Genomic DNA, 18,910 nt, shown 5'->3' with positions numbered 1-18,910 from the left:
GGGCGAACGGCACAAAATTGGCTCTCAAATGGATAAAGCGATGCCCATTTCGTCAGCTAAAGCTTTCACTTCCCCTAACGTTCTGTCACATGTCTCTTCCAGTTCGTCCAGCCTGGACATGGCCGCGATAGATTTGTTGTCTCTTGCAAGAGTGTTGATTGCCGCGGCCACATTTGTGAGTTCTCCCGCCCCAAAGGTGCCGGCAACGCTCTTGAGGGCGTGTGTCGCGCGTTCAAGTTTCTCCAGATCATTATTCTCAACCGCCAGTTTCGCAGCCTCGCGTCTCTTGGTCGTGTCCTCAATGAATTGGGTAAGAAGCTTCTTTTGTAGCTCTTCAGGCATGGTGCTCAGGATGTCCCGGGCTGCCGAAAGAGTGTTCTCTTGATTTCCTTGAAGGTCATCGGTTGACTGAATTTCACGCTGACCGACATTTGAGGCGATGCAGGCGAGCAGGTCTTCTTTCTCGACTGGTTTAGCCAGAAAATCCGTCATCCCGGCTGCAATAAACCGTTCACGATCACCTCTGAGAGAATAAGCGGTCAAGGCGACGATGGGTGTTGTCGCGTTTCGGCGACCGTTCTTGATCAGCTTGCTTGCTTCCAGACCATCCATCTCGGGCATCGAGATATCCATCAAGATGCAGTCATAGTCCCGTTTTTGTGCCGCCTGCACGGCTTCCTTGCCATTGTTGGCAATGTCGATGTCACATCCCGCATTTTCCAGCGTATGGCTAACAACAATCTGATTTGTCGCATTGTCTTCCGCCAGCAGGATGACCAATCCCTCCGGAAAGTCCGTTTCAGGATTTTCATGGGAAGGTTCGTCAACAGCCGTCTGATCATCGGCAAGTTCTATTGGAATGGCAAAGTGGAAAGTGCTGCCCGCTCCAGGCAAGCTTTCAACGGTCAATTCACCGTCCATCAATTGAGTAATCTGATTGCAGATCGCCAACCCCAAACCAGTACCACCCTGTTTTTTGGTGTAGCTGCTGTCGACCGTGACAAATTCTGCAAAGAGGCTTTCGTGTTTGTCTTTTGGAATTCCGATGCCTGTGTCTTTGACGGAAAAACGGAAAGTCGGACGACGCTCATCTTCTGAAGCAATTGCGACCGTTATCTCAACCGAACCTATTTCGGTAAACTTGATCGCATTCGAGACGAGGTTCAATACGACCTGCCGCAGGCGGCCCGCATCACCGACGACATGAACGGGTACGTTGTCCGGATAGTTCAGAAACAGTCCCAATCCCTTGTCCTGAGCAGTCGGCTTGAAAAGATCCATGACGCTCTTGACCAGAGTGTTCAGTCGGAAAGGGGCATGCTCAAGTTCCATGCGTCCGGCTTCCAGCTTGGAAAAGTCCAGAATATCGTTGATGAGCTCCAGCAGTGAGCGGCCGGATTCTCTTGCTGTTTTGACATAGGCCTTCTGCGACGGATCGAGATCGGTATCGCGCAACAAGCTCAGAATCCCGAGCACGCCGTTCATAGGTGTGCGGATCTCATGGCTCATCATGGCCAGGAACTTAGCCTTCGCCTCATTCGCAGCCTCGGCCTTTTCCTTGGCATCCCTCAAAGCGGCATCGGCAGCCTTTCGTTCGGTGATGTCACGAACATAGCCCAGGAACAAAGGACCTTCCGCTCCCTTGGTATGGCGGATGGCAAGTTCCACGATCATCTCGTTGCCTTCTTTGTGAAGCCCTTCAATTTCTATCCTTTTGCCAAGAACCGGTCCTTCGCCTGTCTCCAGGAAACGCTCAAGCCCAGTGTCGTGCATCTGTCGATATTTTTCAGGAATGATGTAATCGGACATTTTCTGGCCGATGATCTCGTTGGCAGACCATCCGAAAACGTCTTCGGCAGCCGGACTGAAATCCAGAACAATGCCTTCACCGTTCATGACAATCACACCATCAAACGAGGCATCTACCACGTTGCGCAAAAGGTCCTGACTGCGCCTCAGTTCTTCTTCGCGCTTTTTGAGCTCTGTGATGTCGACGCGGAATCCAACGAGACCGCCTTCGCTGGTTCGGGATTCAATCACGCGGAGCCAACGACCATCATCCAGGTGCTGTTCCATCGGCGCACCGGGGTTGCGATGGCGTTCCATGCGCAAGGCAACCCATTCTTCAAGGACGTGATCGGACACTTGATATTGGCCGCGTTTGGCGCCACCTCGGATAATGTCTTCGAACTTCTTGCCGATTTCGATCAGATCCGCGCTTCTGTTGTAGAACTCCTTGTATTTGCTGTTGCACAAAACAAGCCGATCGTCGGCATCGTAAAGAACGAAACCATCTGGCAGAGACTCGATTGCGTCGACGAGGCGCGTTTCAGCCTGCTTCAGCTTCTCAGCTGCAGCCTTTTGAGCAGTTAGATCTCTTAGGATCGCCGTATAGATGTCTGTCGAACCGGATCTGGACTTGGTAAGCGACAGCTCAACAGGCGTTTCGTAGCCGTCCATGCGTTTGCCAACCGATTCAAATCGCATTCCGGCGGCCGCAATCTCCAGAGGCCGAGTGCCCTTATTGCAGCATTCAAATGGAAGGTCTGAGTTTTCGGTATCGGGGAGAAGATCACAGATTTTCAGATCGACAAGTTCCGAAGGTGCCTTCGCCCCGAACATATCGCACGCCGCCGGATTCACACTTAGTATCTTTCCATCGGTTCCGATCGAAAGAACACCATCCAGCATGGTCTCCAAAATTGCACTGACCTGTGCTTCGCCGGCCTCTGCACGACGTGTAGCCGCGACTAGTGCTTCATTTTTCTCCCGCTCCGCGGTCGCCATATCAGATAGACGCTTGGTAGCTCGTTGTCGTTGATTGGAGAGCACAAGTGTCAACGCCACAGCTGCAACGAAGGCAACTGCAAGCATAAAGATCAGATTGTTGATTGACGTGAAACCAGTTCCGAAAAGAGCGCTCGCCGGTATGACGACTTCCTGCAAACCACGAATGTCACCAATTTCCCAATCCTGTTTCGGAGATTGAGGATGTGTGTTGTGACAGGCAACGCAGCTTCCTTCCATGCGCACTGCCGTGGCACTCCGGAAGACCGCTCCGTTGTCTCTTTGCTCGAGCCGTTGAAAGGGTTCACCCGGGTTTTCCTGTAACGCCTTGAGCGCCTCTCTTTCGAAATCGTCCAGCTGACGATCATTGCGCCAAGGCCACGGATAATCGGAGAGCATCCTGATTGTACTGTCCGAACCTTGACGGCTGAGTTCTTCCTCCAAGGCCAGTGTCATGGACACTGGGGCAGGTATCGTCAGTTCCTTGTCGTGATATTCATGGCTGACGCTGACATCAGATGAATAGAGTTTGTCGATGACTTCCCTGGAATAAAACGATCGGGTTGCCGTCAGTAGATCAGACTGTGCTTTCGCGGCTGCTGATAGGTCCGCTGTTCGCGTCTTTTGCCCGAAATCAACAGCGAGCACATAGGCCGCGATGGCGGAAGCGGATATGAAGATCAGAACCAGCCAGAATGTTGCATCTTGGCTCATCTGTTTAATCCAGGTGCGCATGGTTTTGGTCCTTCGCTCCGCCGTCTTCGGGCCCGCAACCTTGGAAGGGCCTTGGCTATCATGCCTGCTCATGGTTTATAAAAATTCGATTTCTTGAAAAATTCCTCTGGTGCAATTTCGCTATCGTTTCGCGCCTCAGCCTGTCGAAGTTGAAAGAGTGGATTTTCGGTTAGATAAGACTGCCAGTTCTCATAGGTGAATTGCCTTTCTCGCCGGCAGATGTCGGCACAAACGAATATGTCCATTGTCAGTTGAAACGGCTTATCGGGATCGAAAAGCGCAGCATAGGCGTAGAGAGCGTCGGCGGAACGCCATCCGGGCACTGGGCCACTCAGCGCCGCCTTGAACTTATCGGTCGCGAAATTTGCCCAACCGCCGGATGGAAACCATCGACCAGATCGCGGACCTTTGCCATCAAGGTCGCGTGGAGTGTCTGTACCGAATGACAACAAATAGTCGAGCCGGGCCCCAACGGAGCCAATGTCGGCTATCAGGTCTTGATCCGCAATTCGGCCAAGACTCAGCAAACTTATGCCGGCATGGCCCGTGTCTTCAAACCGCTGTTTTTTCAATTGCACCTCTTTCAGACCGTTCTCCTGATAGTAGGCGTCAGGCCAATAGCGCCATAACGCGCCATCCGAATTGAACTTCCAGGATTTCAGGAACCGCCTTGCAATCTGGCGAGCGTGCCAGCGAAGGGAACCATCGTCGCTACGATACAGAACCTCGGCGAAGGCAATTTGCCAGTTCCAGGGCGCGACGGATCCCGCAAACCGGAAACCGGCATCAGCGTCGATACGGTAAAGCCCGGCCTTCGCGTCAAATTGAGGTTCGAAATGATTGATCAGGCACATCGACATATCGGCTATCCGCTCAGCAACATGTTCAGGGCAGGTGGGCCCAAGGAGGTCACAGCTGGTCGAAAGAGCATTCGAAATCATGGCTTGATTGATCATGAGGCTGAGCCGTTCACCCGGCTTGGTCCCATAAATCGTTGAACTCCAGCCACACGAAGGATTGTCGGGGCCTGCGCGTCCGGCCTCACCATCGTTTGTAGCAAGGCTTAAGCGCATCGACTTGCGAGCCATCCCGGAAAACACGGAAGCGCCGGTCTTGGCATAAAGGGTCGCCAACGCTCTCAGTCGATAACTCTGGTTCCAGCTTTGCATGCCTTCAGCATCAGAGGAACACGCCTTCACTTCACCTGTTTGCGAAAGCAAGAGACCATTCAGCGCAAAATGAAAGTGTTTCGCTGCAGGTGAACCATCTATGACCGCGATGGTTTCACCTTTGCTCAAGTCGAACGTCTTGGGCAGCGTTACAAAGTCTGCATCAGGATTGGACATTTCTGGCAACCCGATTTCGCCCATTTTCAGCGAAATGCGGTAGATACCCTTTTGAGCATCTTCATCACAGTCTAGCCATGCCCAGAGATCGTCGCCCTTGAGACGTAGTCGACCAGGTTTGCAGCTTCCGAAGTCGACAAGCTCTTCCCGGTCGGACGTGGTTTCACCGCTTGAATTTCGACGATATCGGAAAAGTTTTGCCGCCTGATCACCTTGCTCTTCTAGGACAGCCACATCTCCTGTCCGAACCTGTAACAATCGGACAATAAAGCCGCGTTTCCAGGTTAGGACGACCCGACCGTCCTGCAGCAACTCTGTTTGCTTGTCACCGGTTTTCCATTTTCGAAGCGCAAATAGAGAGCCGTCTCTAGAAAGCCTCAGGCTGCCCAGTCTTGCTTCGCCGGTTACGGCTTTGATCCATGTGACGGGGGTCTTGTTCAGCATGACTGACGGTGCATCGTCGCCAGGCATTTTCTGAACAACCAATTGGTGACGACCTGCTTGTGAAACTTGCTCAAGACACTGGCCGGTCACGCCTCTTCTCGATACCTCCCCAGATTTAAGGTCAACACTTATCCCTTGCGCCGGGAGAACCAGTTGGTCGATTGCCTGCCTCTGATGAAGTTCTGCTGCCCAGGAAGGACAACAGAACACCAGGATCATCGGGAGCATTAAAACAATTCGCATGCCATGCTCCGTCAGAAGTTGAAGTAGATGAATTCGGTCATTTCAGCCAGGCGATAGGTCTGGATGAGGGCAACACCGAACAGAATGGAGACTGCGGCAGCCCACCTGGCGTTTGGTTGCCAACGAACCGGAAGAAACCCTTCGCTGCGCCGCTGAGCGGCAAACTTCTTGAGACCGAGAATAGGATTGTACTTTTCCGTGAATTCAATGGAATTCGGGAGCAGAAACACAATCGCTGCGAGACAGATCAAACCGGCCCAAATCGGTGCGGTTCCTGTCACCAGGCCTTCCCATAACTTCGGTTCGTAGACCGTCGACAATCCGGTCATGCCTTGAAGAATATTCGTAGCGCCTGCAAAGCTCTCGGCACGGAAGAATACCCAGGCAACGACGACGGCCAGCAGGGTGAGTGCACGGGACAGAAAGAGGCCTACCGACCGAGGCAGGACATTCGGAACATAGCCCTTTTCCGACAGCGCGGACCAACCATGATTGATCGCCAGGTAGGCACCATGCAGGCCGCCCCAGAAGACGAAAGTCCAACTGGCACCGTGCCACAGTCCGCCAAGCAGCATTGTGATCATCAAATTGCCGTAACGGCGCACCGGTCCTGAGCGGTTTCCGCCCAAGGGGATATAGAGATAGTCCCGCAGGAAATGGGAAAGCGTAATGTGCCACCGACGCCAGAAGTCGGAGATGCTGGTCGCTTTGTAGGGGGAGTTGAAATTCACCGGAAGGCGAATCCCGAACATTCTGGCAAGGCCCAAGGCCATGTCGCAATATCCGGAAAAATCGAAATAGAGCTGGAATGTATAGGCAAGTGCTCCAATCCAGGCCGCTTCGAAGGGTACTCCGCCAGTCGTCTCCGCCAAGTTGAAGACACCATTGGCGTAAGGTGCAATGCCGTCAGCAAGAACAATCTTCTTGAACAGTCCAATTGCGAACAGAGTTCCGCCAACTGCGAGGTTCAACACAAGTTTGTTGCGGAAAACCGGCAGCCTGAACTGCGGGATGGTTTCCTTCTGCATGACGATCGGTCCGGCGATCAACTGCGGAAAGAAGACGACGAACAGCATGTATCGCGGAAAATCGCATTCAGAGATTTCGCCCTTGTAGGTATCAACCAGAAAAGAAATTTGCTGGAAGGTGAAGAACGAAATCGCGAGTGGCAACGCAAGATGCAACAACGGAATGTCAGCACCGGACATCAGGTTCGCATTGCCGATAAAGAAGTCCGCATATTTGAACACTGCAATGAGCGCCAGATTGAAACAAATGCCGGCAACAAGAATGAACTTTTCGCGGATCTGCCTCAGGATGCGGTGAAATCCGAAGTTGATGACAACCGACCCCAAAAGAAGGGGCAGGTATATGGGTGTCCACCACGCGTAAAACACAAGTGAAGCGATGGTTAGCCACCAAATGATGCCGTTTTCCCAACCCCAATGCCGCAGCAAAAGGTAGCCGACAAGAACCGGTGGCATGAACAGATACATGAATTCCAATGAACTGAAGACCATGACTTAGCCCTCCGTCTTGTTCTGGTTTGGTTGGAAAGAACGCTCGATGACCGTAAGATTGGCCTCGTCTGTTTTTTGAAGTTCCTTCAAGAGGCGGGCGCTGCCCTGGTGTCCTCGGTCCGCGCCTTTGCCCGCAAGTTCCATGGCTTTGGTCCGGTCTTGCGGAACCAGTTGCCCAATGGCGTAAAGCCTGCCGAGTTCTTCCATTGCCCCTGGATGGCCGACTTCAACTCCGCGTTGGAAAAAGTCGACAGCTTCCTGTCTGGACAAACCGTGGACTTCCTTCAAATGCAGCCTGCCGAGTGCTGTAAGGGCTCCGCCGTGCTCTGCTTTTGCTGCTAGCCGCAACCATTTGAGAGCGTCCTGAACGTCGTCTGCATCCGCGTCGCCCGTCAGGATCATCAAACCCAAATCGTGCATTGCGCCAGCATCCCCGAGATCGGCTGATCTCAGGAACCAGTCTTTCGCAAGTGAAGGATCTGCAGGCAGAAATTCCCCGTCACGGAAAATGCGACCAAGCGTCTTGGCTGAACTTGCAGATCCGTCCCGGGCCTTCTTTTCCAGACCCTCAATTGCTCTGCTTGCCCAAAAGGCAGCTCTATCCGGGTCCGCAATAGTGCCATACCGACCGGTGAGCAAAATGCGGGCATAGTTGATCGTGGAGGACGGATATCCGTGAATGGCCGCTTTTTCGTAGTGATCAAAAGCTGCAGGCAGGTTCCGCTCTGTGCCAATGCCGCGCTCATAATGCTTGGCAAGTTGTACATGCGCCTTTGGGTAATCCCAGGCCAACGCCTTGTGGAACCACTGCAGTGCGATTTCCGCACAGCGCTCACCAGACGAGCGTTGAAACAGGCGTCCCAGTTCATAAGCGGTTTCGCCCCTGAAGCTGAAGGAATACCGAACTGCTTCCATAAAGATCAGCCGAGCCTGAGCGTGATCGGCTTCAACGCCCCAACCGTTTTTGTAAGCCCGGCCCAAATGATAGAGCGCAACAGGGTGCCCATCATTGGCAAGCTGTGTCAGCAGATCTGCTGCCGCGTTCCAGCGTCCAACCTTCTGCAGTCCACGCGCCTGTTTGATCATTTCTTCAATTGTCGGATCGATGCGTTCAGATCTGACAGTCTCCGGTACGATGTCCCCGGAAAGGGCAATTGCGCCTGAGACACCGAATACTGTACCAAGCAGCATCAATTTCCAGATCGACAGTCTTTTGGTGGTCCTGGTCATTTTTGCATCTCCGGATCAAACAGACGGTCAAAATTTCCGGTGCAGGACTGGCACGAAAGGGCATTCGATCTGTCGAAAAGCCATTCGACTTTTTCCGGCACCAGGTTGTCTTCGTCTTGACCGGTTGCGAGGAATGAAACGGTTGCCGCCCCGATCATGAAGCCGGCAAGACCGACCATCAGATCACTCATCAGGTTGAGCTTCTTACCCATTGGTCCGCCTCCAGATCCGGCAGGAATTGCCTTCCAGTAGCGTCAAGGTTCCTTCGCTGTGACTGTTTTTGACGTCATCGCCGGAAACAGGACACGCCAGGCCCTTGCGGCGAGCGATCGCTTTGGTTTGTTGGTCGTCGTTACTGTCCGTCAGTAGAACCAGTTCACCGACAATCTTGCGCGCGGGATCAGAACCGAAGTGATAAGCGTCGGTGAAATTGTTCAGCTCCCGCGTGAATGGAGCGTCGAAATCAAGGTCGACGACCATGGCCAGCTCAGACAACCGCTCCCGGAATTTATGGTTCGCCGTCGACAGTCCGAAATCGGAAATCCTGCGCTGCATTTCAGAAATGGTCGGAGGGATCAGAAAAATGAGTTCGACGTCATTTTCGTTACTCCAACGCGCGATTTCCTCAACCTTGTCCCAGAGATCGTCCGATTGCTTGAAGCGCCTCCAATCAGCGGCTCCGTTGGTACCAACCTGTTTGGCAAAAAGCTGAGGAAGATCACGATCAATGGTGATCTCCGGCCAGTATCTCGCCCAGTGCCCAAACCCGAGACCACCATGGCGATGGATTGCCGGCAGAACGAGCGTTCCGTTCGGTGTGGTGAGAACGCATTCGTCACAGAGCGCGGGATCCAGCAAAGCTTCAACACTCAGCATGTCACGCCCGGCAAACTCGGCAGCATTCGCACGTTGGACGGGCCAAAGCGAAATGTCGTTCAATGAAGCGAAGACAGAGGGATATCTGTTTTTCAGAAGCGTCCAGCCGGTTTTGGCGACAAACCAGTTCGTGTAGTAGGCGAACGGATCATTCGCTATTGAAATCGCTTCTGGAACACGGTTCATGCCGCCTTTGAAACGCGCATCCATACTGCGCAGCGGTAGGCTGACTATCAGGGTCTCAAGGTCAACGTTTTTACGCAGATAGTCGAAGGTGTCGTAGATTTCGTAGACGGTCGCACCGCCATAGGCAAAATTGTAGACATCGTTGCGTCCCAGCTCTTGCCAATAGCGGTCTTGCAGCGCACGGGCGCGACTGTCGCCGAGGACAACCGTTGAGGCCTTGATGCGCGGATACTCGATCATTTTGTAAAGGGGATAATGCGCCTTGACGCTGATTTCCCGCTTGTCGAGCCCCAGGTCGAACAGTCTGTTGTGATCATAGGCGTCAACAACCGCATTGAACGCAACGGGACCAAGGGCCACGATGCCGGTCAGTGCCAATGCTGCGGTGTAGACAATCGGTCTCAGTTTCATCTGAAGGCCTCCGAATTTTTTTGCTGCCACTACAGAAACAAAACTCGGGCCATTTACGAGTGAAACTAAAGATTATTATTATTCAGTATGTTATGGTCTTGTTTGCATTTTGCAGCCCTGATCCACTTTCGGAATTGAAAAGGGCTATTTGCATTTTGGAAAACTTCAGGACATTGGCCGACTTGATGAAAAGCCAAGCAGGTTTGTGACCATGCCGCTGCTTGGCGGCTCGATGAGCCCGGCCATCAGACAAACACCGACAAACAGCATGGTGACGTAGAGCAACGTCAGATAGCTTGCCATCAGGTTCTGCAGTCTGGCGACCAACCCGTCGCCTTCACCAGCCCGCTGGTCGCCCCGATTGGACCAGCGCTGCTTGGACAGGCGGAATATGCAATAAACCTTCACGGACGCATTGATGAGCTGGTTGAAATAGAGAATGAACGGATAGCTGAGATCCACCTTGCGCGCGTAGCCATAAAGGAAAAGCGACAGGAGCATGCGCGTGATGCAGATGAAGACCACATAGCCGAAAATATAGTAGGGGTCGTACAGAAACGAGGTGCAGATCGCCAGAACGGGACTGACCAGCATGGTCCACATGGATACCCGCTGGTCGAGCAGGCACCACCAAATGAAAAACGGCATCCTGTGCGGACCGAGTGCGAGGGCGCGCGCACCGTTGCGCAGCATGTTTCCCGACCAGCGGCGGAAGTTCTGCACCATCCGGTCCATGCCGGAACCTTCAATGACCTCAACGGTGTATCCCATCGCGTCCGGCACATAGAGCATGCGGCAACCTGACTGCAGCATGTAGTACCAGGTGCTCTTGTCATCGCCGGACAGAAATCTGAATTTGCCCCAGAGCCAATGCTCCAGATGGTCAGCTTCCAAAAGCCGGATGAACTTGAGTTTCAAAAGATGGTTGGCGCGAAAAACCGACATGCGGCCGGTCAAGGTTAAGACGCGGCCGGACAAAGAGTGTGACTGCATGGCCAGACGCCTTTGGGCAAAACGCATGGTCAGCCAATTGGCAATCCACTTCGGCCCGATGCAAAGCACTTCTTCGTCTGTCGTACAGGCTTGCAAATCTGGGTAGAGCTTGAACAGCGGCAGACAGGCGCCAACAGCATTTTTCGCGAGAATGAAATCTCCATCCATAAAGATGATCAGATCATCCTTCTCAACATCCCCGCGGCTCATCGCTCTCAAGACCAGACCGATGGCAAGACGCTTGCCAGGCTGGTTCTGTCTTACGATGTGAAGGGTCACATCAAGATCAGACCACTCCCTCTGCAAGAGCTCGGAGATCAGTTCCTCATCGAACCGATCTCCTGACCCGAGCCAGATGGTACCCGGAACGCCAGCGTCGCGAATTTCCCGGCAAATCGATCTGATGACCTTCTCGGTGATATCGCGATGTTCCTTGTAGGTCGTCATCATGAAATGAAGGTGCCGAGGCCGCCACCCGTCATCCCAGACCTTTCGACCGGCATCCCGCATGGAAGGATAGACAAAACGGCCATAGATCCAGGCCCTGACCGCGTGTGTGAACCACCAACCGTATCGCCAGATGCCGAGCAGGCCGATGACGAAGGTTATTTCCCGGGTTGCCGGACTGAAAAAGACATTTTCAAAGGTGGTCAGACCGATGAAACACAGTCCGAAATACAGCGTGATCTGAAAAATCGCGAAGGGCGTCCACTTCGCCCAGCCTTTGGGGCGATGTGTAATTTCATCGACATCATAAGGTCCCGTGATCTCGCGGCTGTCCATCAGATCGCCTCAAAGATCTGCTGCGCCGTGCGAAACACCAGGTTGTTTCGATACCGTTGAAAATAGACGGTCGCCGGCGTGCCGCTGGCGGGCAGGGCGCCGGAGACCGGGGCCAGGGTCACTTTTGCCGATCGAGCGTCGGGAGCCCGGAAACGATGCGTTTCCGTTACCTCATCAACGAAACCTGCGGTTCTGTCGATCGCAGCGACTTCCACAGAAATCCATCTGTTTTCGGTTGGCAGGAAGAGATTGGCGGGGCTGCCGATGCGAACCTGCGCCGCTTCTTCCTGTGTCAGAAATGCTGTGACGGTTTCCGCACCGGTTTCTTCCAATACCAGCAACGGCTCGCCTTGTTTGAGTATGTTCCCGGACGCAACCAGTGTCTCGACAACACGCCCATTGAAAGGAGCCAAGATTTTTTGATCGGTGTCTTTTCCAGCCAGCTCCGTTTCAAGATGCGCATAATGATCCTGAAGTGCCGTCAATCGCGCGACCTTCGCTTTCAATTCAGCAGTGCGCCCGGCAAAACTGTTTCCGGTAAACAGACGAACACTAGCGCCGCCATCAATCAGCTCCTTGAGTTCCTCAATGTGTATCTTCTTGCGCTCAAGGTCGGAAACGACCGATCTGACTTCCAGTTCCGCTGCCTCGACATCATCTGCGCGCACAAGACCTTTGGCGGCCAATCCCCGGACACGTTCCAACTTGAGCAACGCGTTGTCCCTTGCGAGCGCCAATCCGGAAAGTTGAGATTCCGCCTGGCGTACGTTGTTCCTGGCCACAAGCTCGTATCCCTTTGAGCGGCGCTCTTCTTCTTCGAGCATGACCGTCGTTTCGGCAAGTTCTGCACGGGTCTTGGCGAGATCGGACCTGACCCGCTGTAAATTGGCGTTGTGTCCCGTATCCGCCATTACGGCAATCAGAGCACCGGCAACGGCATGTGTGCCTTGACGATGGTTGAGTTCCAGGAGACGTCCATTGAATGGAGCGGAAATCTCCATACGTTGTGCGCTGATAACAGCCGACTGGATTTCAAGACGGAAAAGGGTAGCAAACGCATACACGCCGACATAACCGAAAACCACGGCGCCGAGCACAAGGTAAAAGCAGGACATGACAATCTGCCTGATCGGCCAGCGTCGAACGGGAATATCAGTTGCCGGATTTGGGTCTGGCTTGACAGGAACAGGTGTTACCGGCGTATCGATCCGTACGATTGTATCGGCAACATCGGTCATCTTGCCGCGAACCAGGTCTTCGACAAAATGCTGCATCAGAGCAGTTTCTCGGTCACCCAGCTCTGTAAATCGAAAGGCCAGCTGATTTGTGTCGTCGTGTCGGCGCACGACTTCTGCTTCGGCTTTCAGAGTTATGTTGAAGCCTTGAAACGGCAACGTACAAAAAAGAGTATGCTGGGAACCTATATCGGGCTGGTCCCCCGAAAGACCGGAGATCCGGCATCCACCAAGACCCCAATCAACAGCATCAACGGTCTGCTCGCCAAGTGTCACGCGCATCGGCGCCGTCACCCGGTAGTGCAGCCGTTGGCTGGGTCTTTCGTGAATAATCTCCAACTGAACAGTTCCCATTGGTTTTCCGATGACCGATAGAACGCAAAGAGGATGCCAAGTGACTGAACAGGAAGAACGAATTAATCTTGTGCATTAGAAAAGAGGCTTAAACTTCTGTTTTTGCGTGATTTTAATGATTTTTCTGAAATTTATGATCTTACTGGCTTTGCAAAACAGAAATATGTTTCGGCCGGAGGATCGGGTTTGGTTTTTCAATTTTGCAAATGAACAGGCCTTCTGAAAGGAAAGGAGACCGGATCGCATTTGCCAAAATGCGATCCGGTTCAATCATTTTAAAAGATGAAGCAATTGCTATCGAACAGTGACGTGACCGACTGATTGTCGATATTGTTCAATGTGCAAATGTCCTGATAGGTCCCGTTGTCCTGCAGATCCACCGAGAGGGTCGTGTCGCCATCCGTGCTGGTGGACTGTAGACGTGCCAGGAAGGTCTGGTCATCATCCTGACCGGCGAGGTGGCTGAAATCCAGAAAGTCGAGACCGATCGCAAAGTCCGTGATCACGTCAACGCCGACAAGGTCATAAGTCCGGAACACGAACGTGTCTGCACCATCACCTCCGGTCAGCGTGTCACTGCCTCTGAGCGATCGGATCTGGTCGTTGCCTGCACCAGCATCAATCGTGTTGACACCAGACGTTCCTTTCAGAATGTCGTTACCGCCACCTGACACAATATTGTCGATGAAGTTCAGGCTGTCGGTTCCGATCTCCTGTCCATGGGCTCGCTTATTGTGCAGCAGGATCGACAGATCGACGTCAAAGTCGGAATAGTCGACTGTATCATTGCCGCGACCACCATGGATGTAGTCATTGCCGGCATCACCGTAAAAGACATCGTCATCATGACCGCCGTAAAGTTTGTCGTCCTGATGCCCGCCTCGCAGTTCATCGTTTCCGGCACCGCCTTTCAGTGTGTCTTCACCATAGCCACCGATGAGCACGTCATCGCCGGATCCGCCAATCAGGCTGTCGTCGCCGGTCCCGCCATCAAGACTGTCATTTCCGGTACCGCCATTCAGATTGTCGTTTCCGGTTTCGCCATAGAGCGTGTCGTCTCCGTTGTTGCCGTTGAGGTCATCGTCATGCTGGCCTCCGTAGAGGACATCATCACCGGAGTTCCCGTAAAGGCTGTCATTGCCGGAACCGCCGTCAAGAGAATCGTTTCCGCTACCTCCGTGCAGGGAATCATGACCGTTGTTGCCATAGAGCTGATCATCGCCAGAGCGGCCATGAAGTTCGTCCGCTCCAGACCCGCCGTGCAGAACGTCATTGTCTGTCCGTTCAATCACGACCGGCTGGTCACCACCATTGCCTTCAGGGTCTGTCCCGCCGGTTTCCTGCTGATAATGCGCGTTGAGCAGCAAGGCGTTGGCCAAACCGATATCTACCGTAAAGACACTGTCATCGAAGTCACGGTCGCCACCATTGAAGAGATCTTCAAAGCCAAGTGTGATCGTGCCTTCGTCAGTCTTTAAAACACCCGTTGTGTGCAGGATGTTGTCCGGATTGAGCCCAACCGTGTCACCATGGGCGGCAGTATGGTAGGGATCATATTTAATAAGGGTCTGAGTGCCGTTTTGGTCAACGTGATAGAGCCGCGGACTGTTGCTGTTCAGCGTTGCCGCCGAGCCATCGGCATTTAGAAAATGCAGTGACCCGTTTTCCAGATCGAGCCCATTGTAGCCATTGTTGCGGCCATATCCGTTTGAAACGATGAAGAAGGCAATCTTATCGCCCGCTTGCACATTCAGAAATTCCCGGGATTGTCCCTGGATCAGGTTGCCGCCGCTGCCCTGCAAGGACGCGTTTGGCCAGACAAACTCGACATCGTAAATGGTTCCGTCGTCGGCCACCTTGTAATAGCCGAATGTGTTCCGGTAGCCGGCGGTTTCGCCTTCGAACACAACTGACACCGGATAATCACCGGTGATTTCCATACTGGTGACCTGAACCAGGTTCGGGCCGCCGGATCCATAGAGGATGTCGTTGCCGTTGTTGCCGTAGAGCGTATCGTCGCCGGTACCGCCCCAAATCTCGTCATTGCCGCCTTGGCCGGTCATGAGATCGTCGCCAAACCGTCCGGACATCACGTCCGAATGCCGTGTTCCATTCAGCACATCGTTTTCATTGGTCCCGATCATGGGACGCGTTGCGGGCAAACTTGCCATTTTTCTCTCCTTTGTCTGACTCGCCGAAGCGATGGTCACCAAAGGAGTTGCAGGCACCGGGCCAACCGGACGGAAACAAGAATTTCTATTTTAACAAGCAAAAACAGATAGATAGAGACCTGTAATTTTAACCTTGTTGACCAGATTCGCGAATTGGAAAATTCAATTTTCAATTTGGAAAAAGACGACGCACAAACCAGACGATCACTCGTCAGCAGTTTGAGTGCGTTTCAAACCCGACCGGAAAGGACAGGTGTTCAATTCGACATTTGTAAGAAGAATGGCGGTGAGGGTGGGATTCGAACCCACGGTACGCTCTCACGCACGGCGGTTTTCAAGACCGCTGCCTTAAACCACTCGGCCACCTCACCATTTGCAACTGCGATCCATACAGGATGTGCGATTGCTAACCCCGTTTCGTCGGAATTGAACGGAAAGTCAAGGCCGTGTTTAAGCTTGTGTTTGCTGAAAGCTGAAATTCGTGTGGAAGGACTGCGAAAGAGATTGGAGATCCTTGGCATGTTCCGGTCCCGTCGCTTTCAGGGGTAGGGGCAGGACGTGCGAGCGGCACCGGAACATAACCAAGATAGGGGCCGCCGGTCCGGTGTCGTGGGCAGGGTTTTGAACCGGCGGCCGAAGCTGGAGGTGGGGTCCAGCATTGCTGTGACAGGGCGGTCATCAGCAATGAGTGCAACCTAGGCGGATTTGACAGGGGTGGATGTGACGCACATCACAAACTGAGTGTTTGACGTTTTTTCCGTCACTGTGTTTATGAAGCAACACACTTAACCATCAGAAAAATCAAGATTTTTCCCATATATTACAATATGTTACAAAAAGACCGAAAAGGCCTTGCAACCCTCCGGACAATTTTGGCGGTGCAAAGGCGGTTTTCATGGCCAAAACTCCCTCGACTGAAGGTTTACTTTGAAGTAACACGTTTGAGGTTTAACAGGGCATTCGTGGGACGTGCAGCGGGGGCAGTGGGTCTTCACGGTGACTGATCGGTGAGATCAATCAAAATGCTTTAAAACCGGCACAGCTGATAAGCGCCGGGCTAAGCGCGTGAGCTGCGGGGCCGCCAGCGCGTCAGTGAGTAGGACGGCAGTATGCAAGGGATAGGCGAAATGACCTGCAAAACCGCGGGATCGTCTTTAGGGGTACCTGAAAAGGATGAACGTCCAGCCAGATCGATCTGGTCTCAGGTGTGCGCCGGGTTGGTAACCCTGGCAGCCGTGTCGGCTTTGGCCGCCTGCAGTTCTGCCCCGACCGAACAAAAAGCAAAATTCAGTCCTAAAAAATATGGCGTAAAAGCCAGCCCGCGTATGGTCGCACAAGGCAAGCCCGTACCGAAGGGCGGTGGACGCTATGTCGTCGGCAAGAAATACAAGATTGCCGGAAAATGGTACTACCCGAAAGAAGACCCTAACTATCGGAAAACCGGACTTGCCTCATGGTATGGCCCGACCTTCCACGGCCGCAAGACGGCCAATGGTGAAATCTTCGACCGGAATGCGCTTACGGCCGCTCACACAACAATGCCGCTTCCATCTTATGCACGCGTGACGAACGTCGCCAACGGGCGATCAATGATTGTTCGTGTCAACGACCGTGGACCTTTCCACGGAAACCGCGTGATTGACCTTTCTGAACGTGTTGCAACCATGCTCGACACCAAAACGTCCGGCGTTGGCAAGGTGAAGGTCGAATATGTTGGCCGCGCACCACTTCACGGTCAGGATGAAGAATACCTGATGGCAAGCTATCAAGGACCAGGTGCTGTACAGCCGGGTGCAACGCGCCCAGGCACATTGCTTGCACTTGCCGAACCTCAGGCGACACCGCCGGTCGTTTTCAACGGACGAGTTCCTGCACCGGGGCCAAGACCTTATCTCGCACCGACATCAGTCACTGCGTCACGCACGCTTTCGGCGCAACGCGTTGCCGTTGCCTTTGATCCTGCGATTGCGTTTGAATCCGGCAATCAGACAATCAAGGTTGCGTCCAACAACAGCTTCAAGCCAGTTGAATCCGCCTATTCACCGTCGGGTGCACCGGCAACAGGTACACTCGGTGTTTTGCGAGTACCCGCACCGGCACAGCCGACTGGCCTGGTCGGCGGCAGCGCAATCTCCTCATTTGCTGCAAACAAGCGGATTTCGGATGCGCACGCAGCACTGACGCATGTGTCAGGTCAAGGCCTGTCCATGCGGCAACTGGCAGCCAATTCCCGAAACGGAAACTAGCACGGACACCCGGCTGGTCCATCGCCAGCTGGTTTCCGCTCGAGACCGTTTTGCACATAAAGAGCAAGCGGACTCATGTGGCTTAGGTTCTGCAAGACCCATTTTCCAAAGTTGATACGCTTGCCCATGCGTGCACTCGTGCTTGCGTCGCTTGGAAGCCTGACTGGTTTTCCGAGTACTGCAAATGCGGCCGAAACCATCGTCACCAAAGCGCCGATGGCATTTTTGTTTGAGCCCGGGTCCGGAACAATCCTTTTTGCAAAAGAGCCGGACAAACCTTTTGCGCCTGGTGCGCTGGTCAAGGTCATGACCGCAGCGACAGTCTTCAAAGCTCTGAAAGACGACGAGCTCAAACTGGATCAATTGTGCAAGGTCAGCGAACATGCATGGCGCAGCGGGGGGGCTCCCTCCGGACGGGGCGCAACCATGTTCGCGGCAATCAAATCGGAAATCTCGGTAGAAGACCTTCTGAAAGGTCTTTTGGTCCACAATGGCAACGATTCGGCGATTATCCTGGCCGAGTGCCTGGATGGTTCCGAAGAGATTTTTGCAAAACGCATGACCGATCTGGCTCAAACGATCGGAATGACAAACAGCAAATTTGCCAATCCCACCGGTTATCCTGAAGTTCCGAGCCAGACCACGGTACGCGATCAAGCCCGGCTGGGAGAATACCTCGTTGAGGAACACGACGATCTTTACCCCATGTTTGCGATACCGGAATTCACATGGAACAAGATCTTTCAACGCAACAAGAACCCACTTCTGGGCGAAATTCGCAATCTCGACGGATTGGGCGGCGGCAACGATCCCAATGACGGCTTTTCCGGTCTTGGATCGGTGGACAGAAACGGCCGACGCGTGATTGCGTCCGTTGCAGGTCTGACTTCTGACAAGCACAGGCTTCAGACATTGAAAGAAGTCCTTGAAGGCGCCTGGGACTATTTCATCGTCAAAACCGTGTTTACCGCTGGTGAAACGATTGCCGACGGCCGTGTCCATGGCGGCGTGGAAAGCACTGTTCCGCTCGTTTCTACCAGAAATATCGATGTGCTTTTGCCAAATGGTGAAACACTCGAATATCGCATTCGTGTCGTCTACGAAGGTCCTTTGCAAGCACCCGTGGAGGAAGGCACCAAAGCAGGCGAAATCAGGGTTATCGGCAAAGACGGTATTGTATATCGCGCTCCTGTCGTGACCGGGCAGTCTGTTGCCGAAGGGACACTTTTCTCGCGTGCAATTGACGGATTGCAGGAGCTGCTGTTCGGCTGGATTGGATAAATTTCCAGGACCAGTCCACACACTTCAGATTAGCTGTTAAAAGACCACCGAAGAACTTTAAAGATCGAC

The 18,910-nt window shown here is 53.3% G+C and carries 11 protein-coding genes and 1 tRNA gene; 2 read left to right on the top strand and 10 right to left on the bottom strand.

The genetic code is table 11. From position 1 onward, the window contains the following. Positions 1–24: 24 nt before the first annotated feature. The 10 genes from FIV00_RS16160 to FIV00_RS16115 form a co-directional block, all read right to left on the bottom strand. A complete protein-coding gene (locus tag FIV00_RS16160; protein ID WP_152501706.1) occupies positions 25–3,522 on the bottom strand; it encodes a PAS domain S-box protein in 3,498 nt (1,165 codons plus the stop codon). Positions 3,523–3,590: 68 nt separating this feature from the next. Beyond that, the gene (locus tag FIV00_RS16155; protein ID WP_152501705.1) at positions 3,591–5,555 is read right to left on the bottom strand and encodes a hypothetical protein; all 1,965 of its coding nucleotides are present in this window, start codon (positions 5,553–5,555) and stop codon (positions 3,591–3,593) included. 11 nt (positions 5,556–5,566) lie between these two features. Then, positions 5,567–7,075: an MBOAT family protein gene (locus FIV00_RS16150; protein ID WP_152501704.1), complete on the bottom strand. Its 1,509-nt coding sequence runs from the start codon at positions 7,073–7,075 to the stop codon at positions 5,567–5,569. 3 nt (positions 7,076–7,078) lie between these two features. Beyond that, complete coding sequence (locus FIV00_RS16145) at positions 7,079–8,305, bottom strand: SEL1-like repeat protein (protein ID WP_152501703.1); 1,227 nt, start codon at positions 8,303–8,305, stop codon at positions 7,079–7,081. Then, positions 8,302–8,517, bottom strand: coding sequence for a hypothetical protein (locus FIV00_RS16140; protein ID WP_152501702.1), 216 nt, complete (start codon positions 8,515–8,517; stop codon positions 8,302–8,304). Before FIV00_RS16140 ends, FIV00_RS16145 begins: the two co-directional genes overlap by 4 nt. Then, positions 8,510–9,778, bottom strand: a complete 1,269-nt coding sequence (locus FIV00_RS16135; RefSeq protein ID WP_152501701.1) for a hypothetical protein — start codon at positions 9,776–9,778, stop codon at positions 8,510–8,512. The genes FIV00_RS16140 and FIV00_RS16135 overlap by 8 nt, the downstream gene beginning before the upstream one ends. A gap of 165 nt (positions 9,779–9,943) precedes the next feature. After that, positions 9,944–11,554: a glycosyltransferase gene (locus FIV00_RS16130; protein ID WP_152501700.1), complete on the bottom strand. Its 1,611-nt coding sequence runs from the start codon at positions 11,552–11,554 to the stop codon at positions 9,944–9,946. After that, positions 11,554–13,143, bottom strand: a complete 1,590-nt coding sequence (locus tag FIV00_RS16125) for an HlyD family efflux transporter periplasmic adaptor subunit (protein WP_152501699.1) — start codon at positions 13,141–13,143, stop codon at positions 11,554–11,556. The genes FIV00_RS16130 and FIV00_RS16125 overlap by 1 nt, the downstream gene beginning before the upstream one ends. Before the next feature lie 275 nt (positions 13,144–13,418). Then, entirely contained in the window at positions 13,419–15,314 is a 1,896-nt protein-coding gene (locus tag FIV00_RS16120; RefSeq protein ID WP_209006572.1) for a DUF4114 domain-containing protein, read from the bottom strand. A 281-nt stretch (positions 15,315–15,595) separates the two neighbouring features. Beyond that, a tRNA-Ser gene (locus FIV00_RS16115) sits at positions 15,596–15,685 on the bottom strand. A gap of 756 nt (positions 15,686–16,441) precedes the next feature. Between FIV00_RS16115 and FIV00_RS16110 the strand changes: the two genes are divergently transcribed. Both FIV00_RS16110 and FIV00_RS16105 read left to right on the top strand, forming a co-directional pair. Continuing rightward, positions 16,442–17,560: a septal ring lytic transglycosylase RlpA family protein gene (locus FIV00_RS16110; RefSeq protein ID WP_209006571.1), complete on the top strand. Its 1,119-nt coding sequence runs from the start codon at positions 16,442–16,444 to the stop codon at positions 17,558–17,560. Between the two features lie 126 nt (positions 17,561–17,686). Continuing rightward, complete coding sequence (locus FIV00_RS16105; protein WP_152501697.1) at positions 17,687–18,841, top strand: D-alanyl-D-alanine carboxypeptidase family protein; 1,155 nt, start codon at positions 17,687–17,689, stop codon at positions 18,839–18,841. Positions 18,842–18,910: the final 69 nt, after the last annotated feature.

It is taken from the genome of Labrenzia sp. THAF82 (assembly GCF_009363435.1).
In the GTDB taxonomy this organism is placed as follows: domain Bacteria; phylum Pseudomonadota; class Alphaproteobacteria; order Rhizobiales; family Stappiaceae; genus Roseibium; species Roseibium porphyridii.
This window is presented reverse-complemented; position numbering and strand designations above follow the sequence as displayed.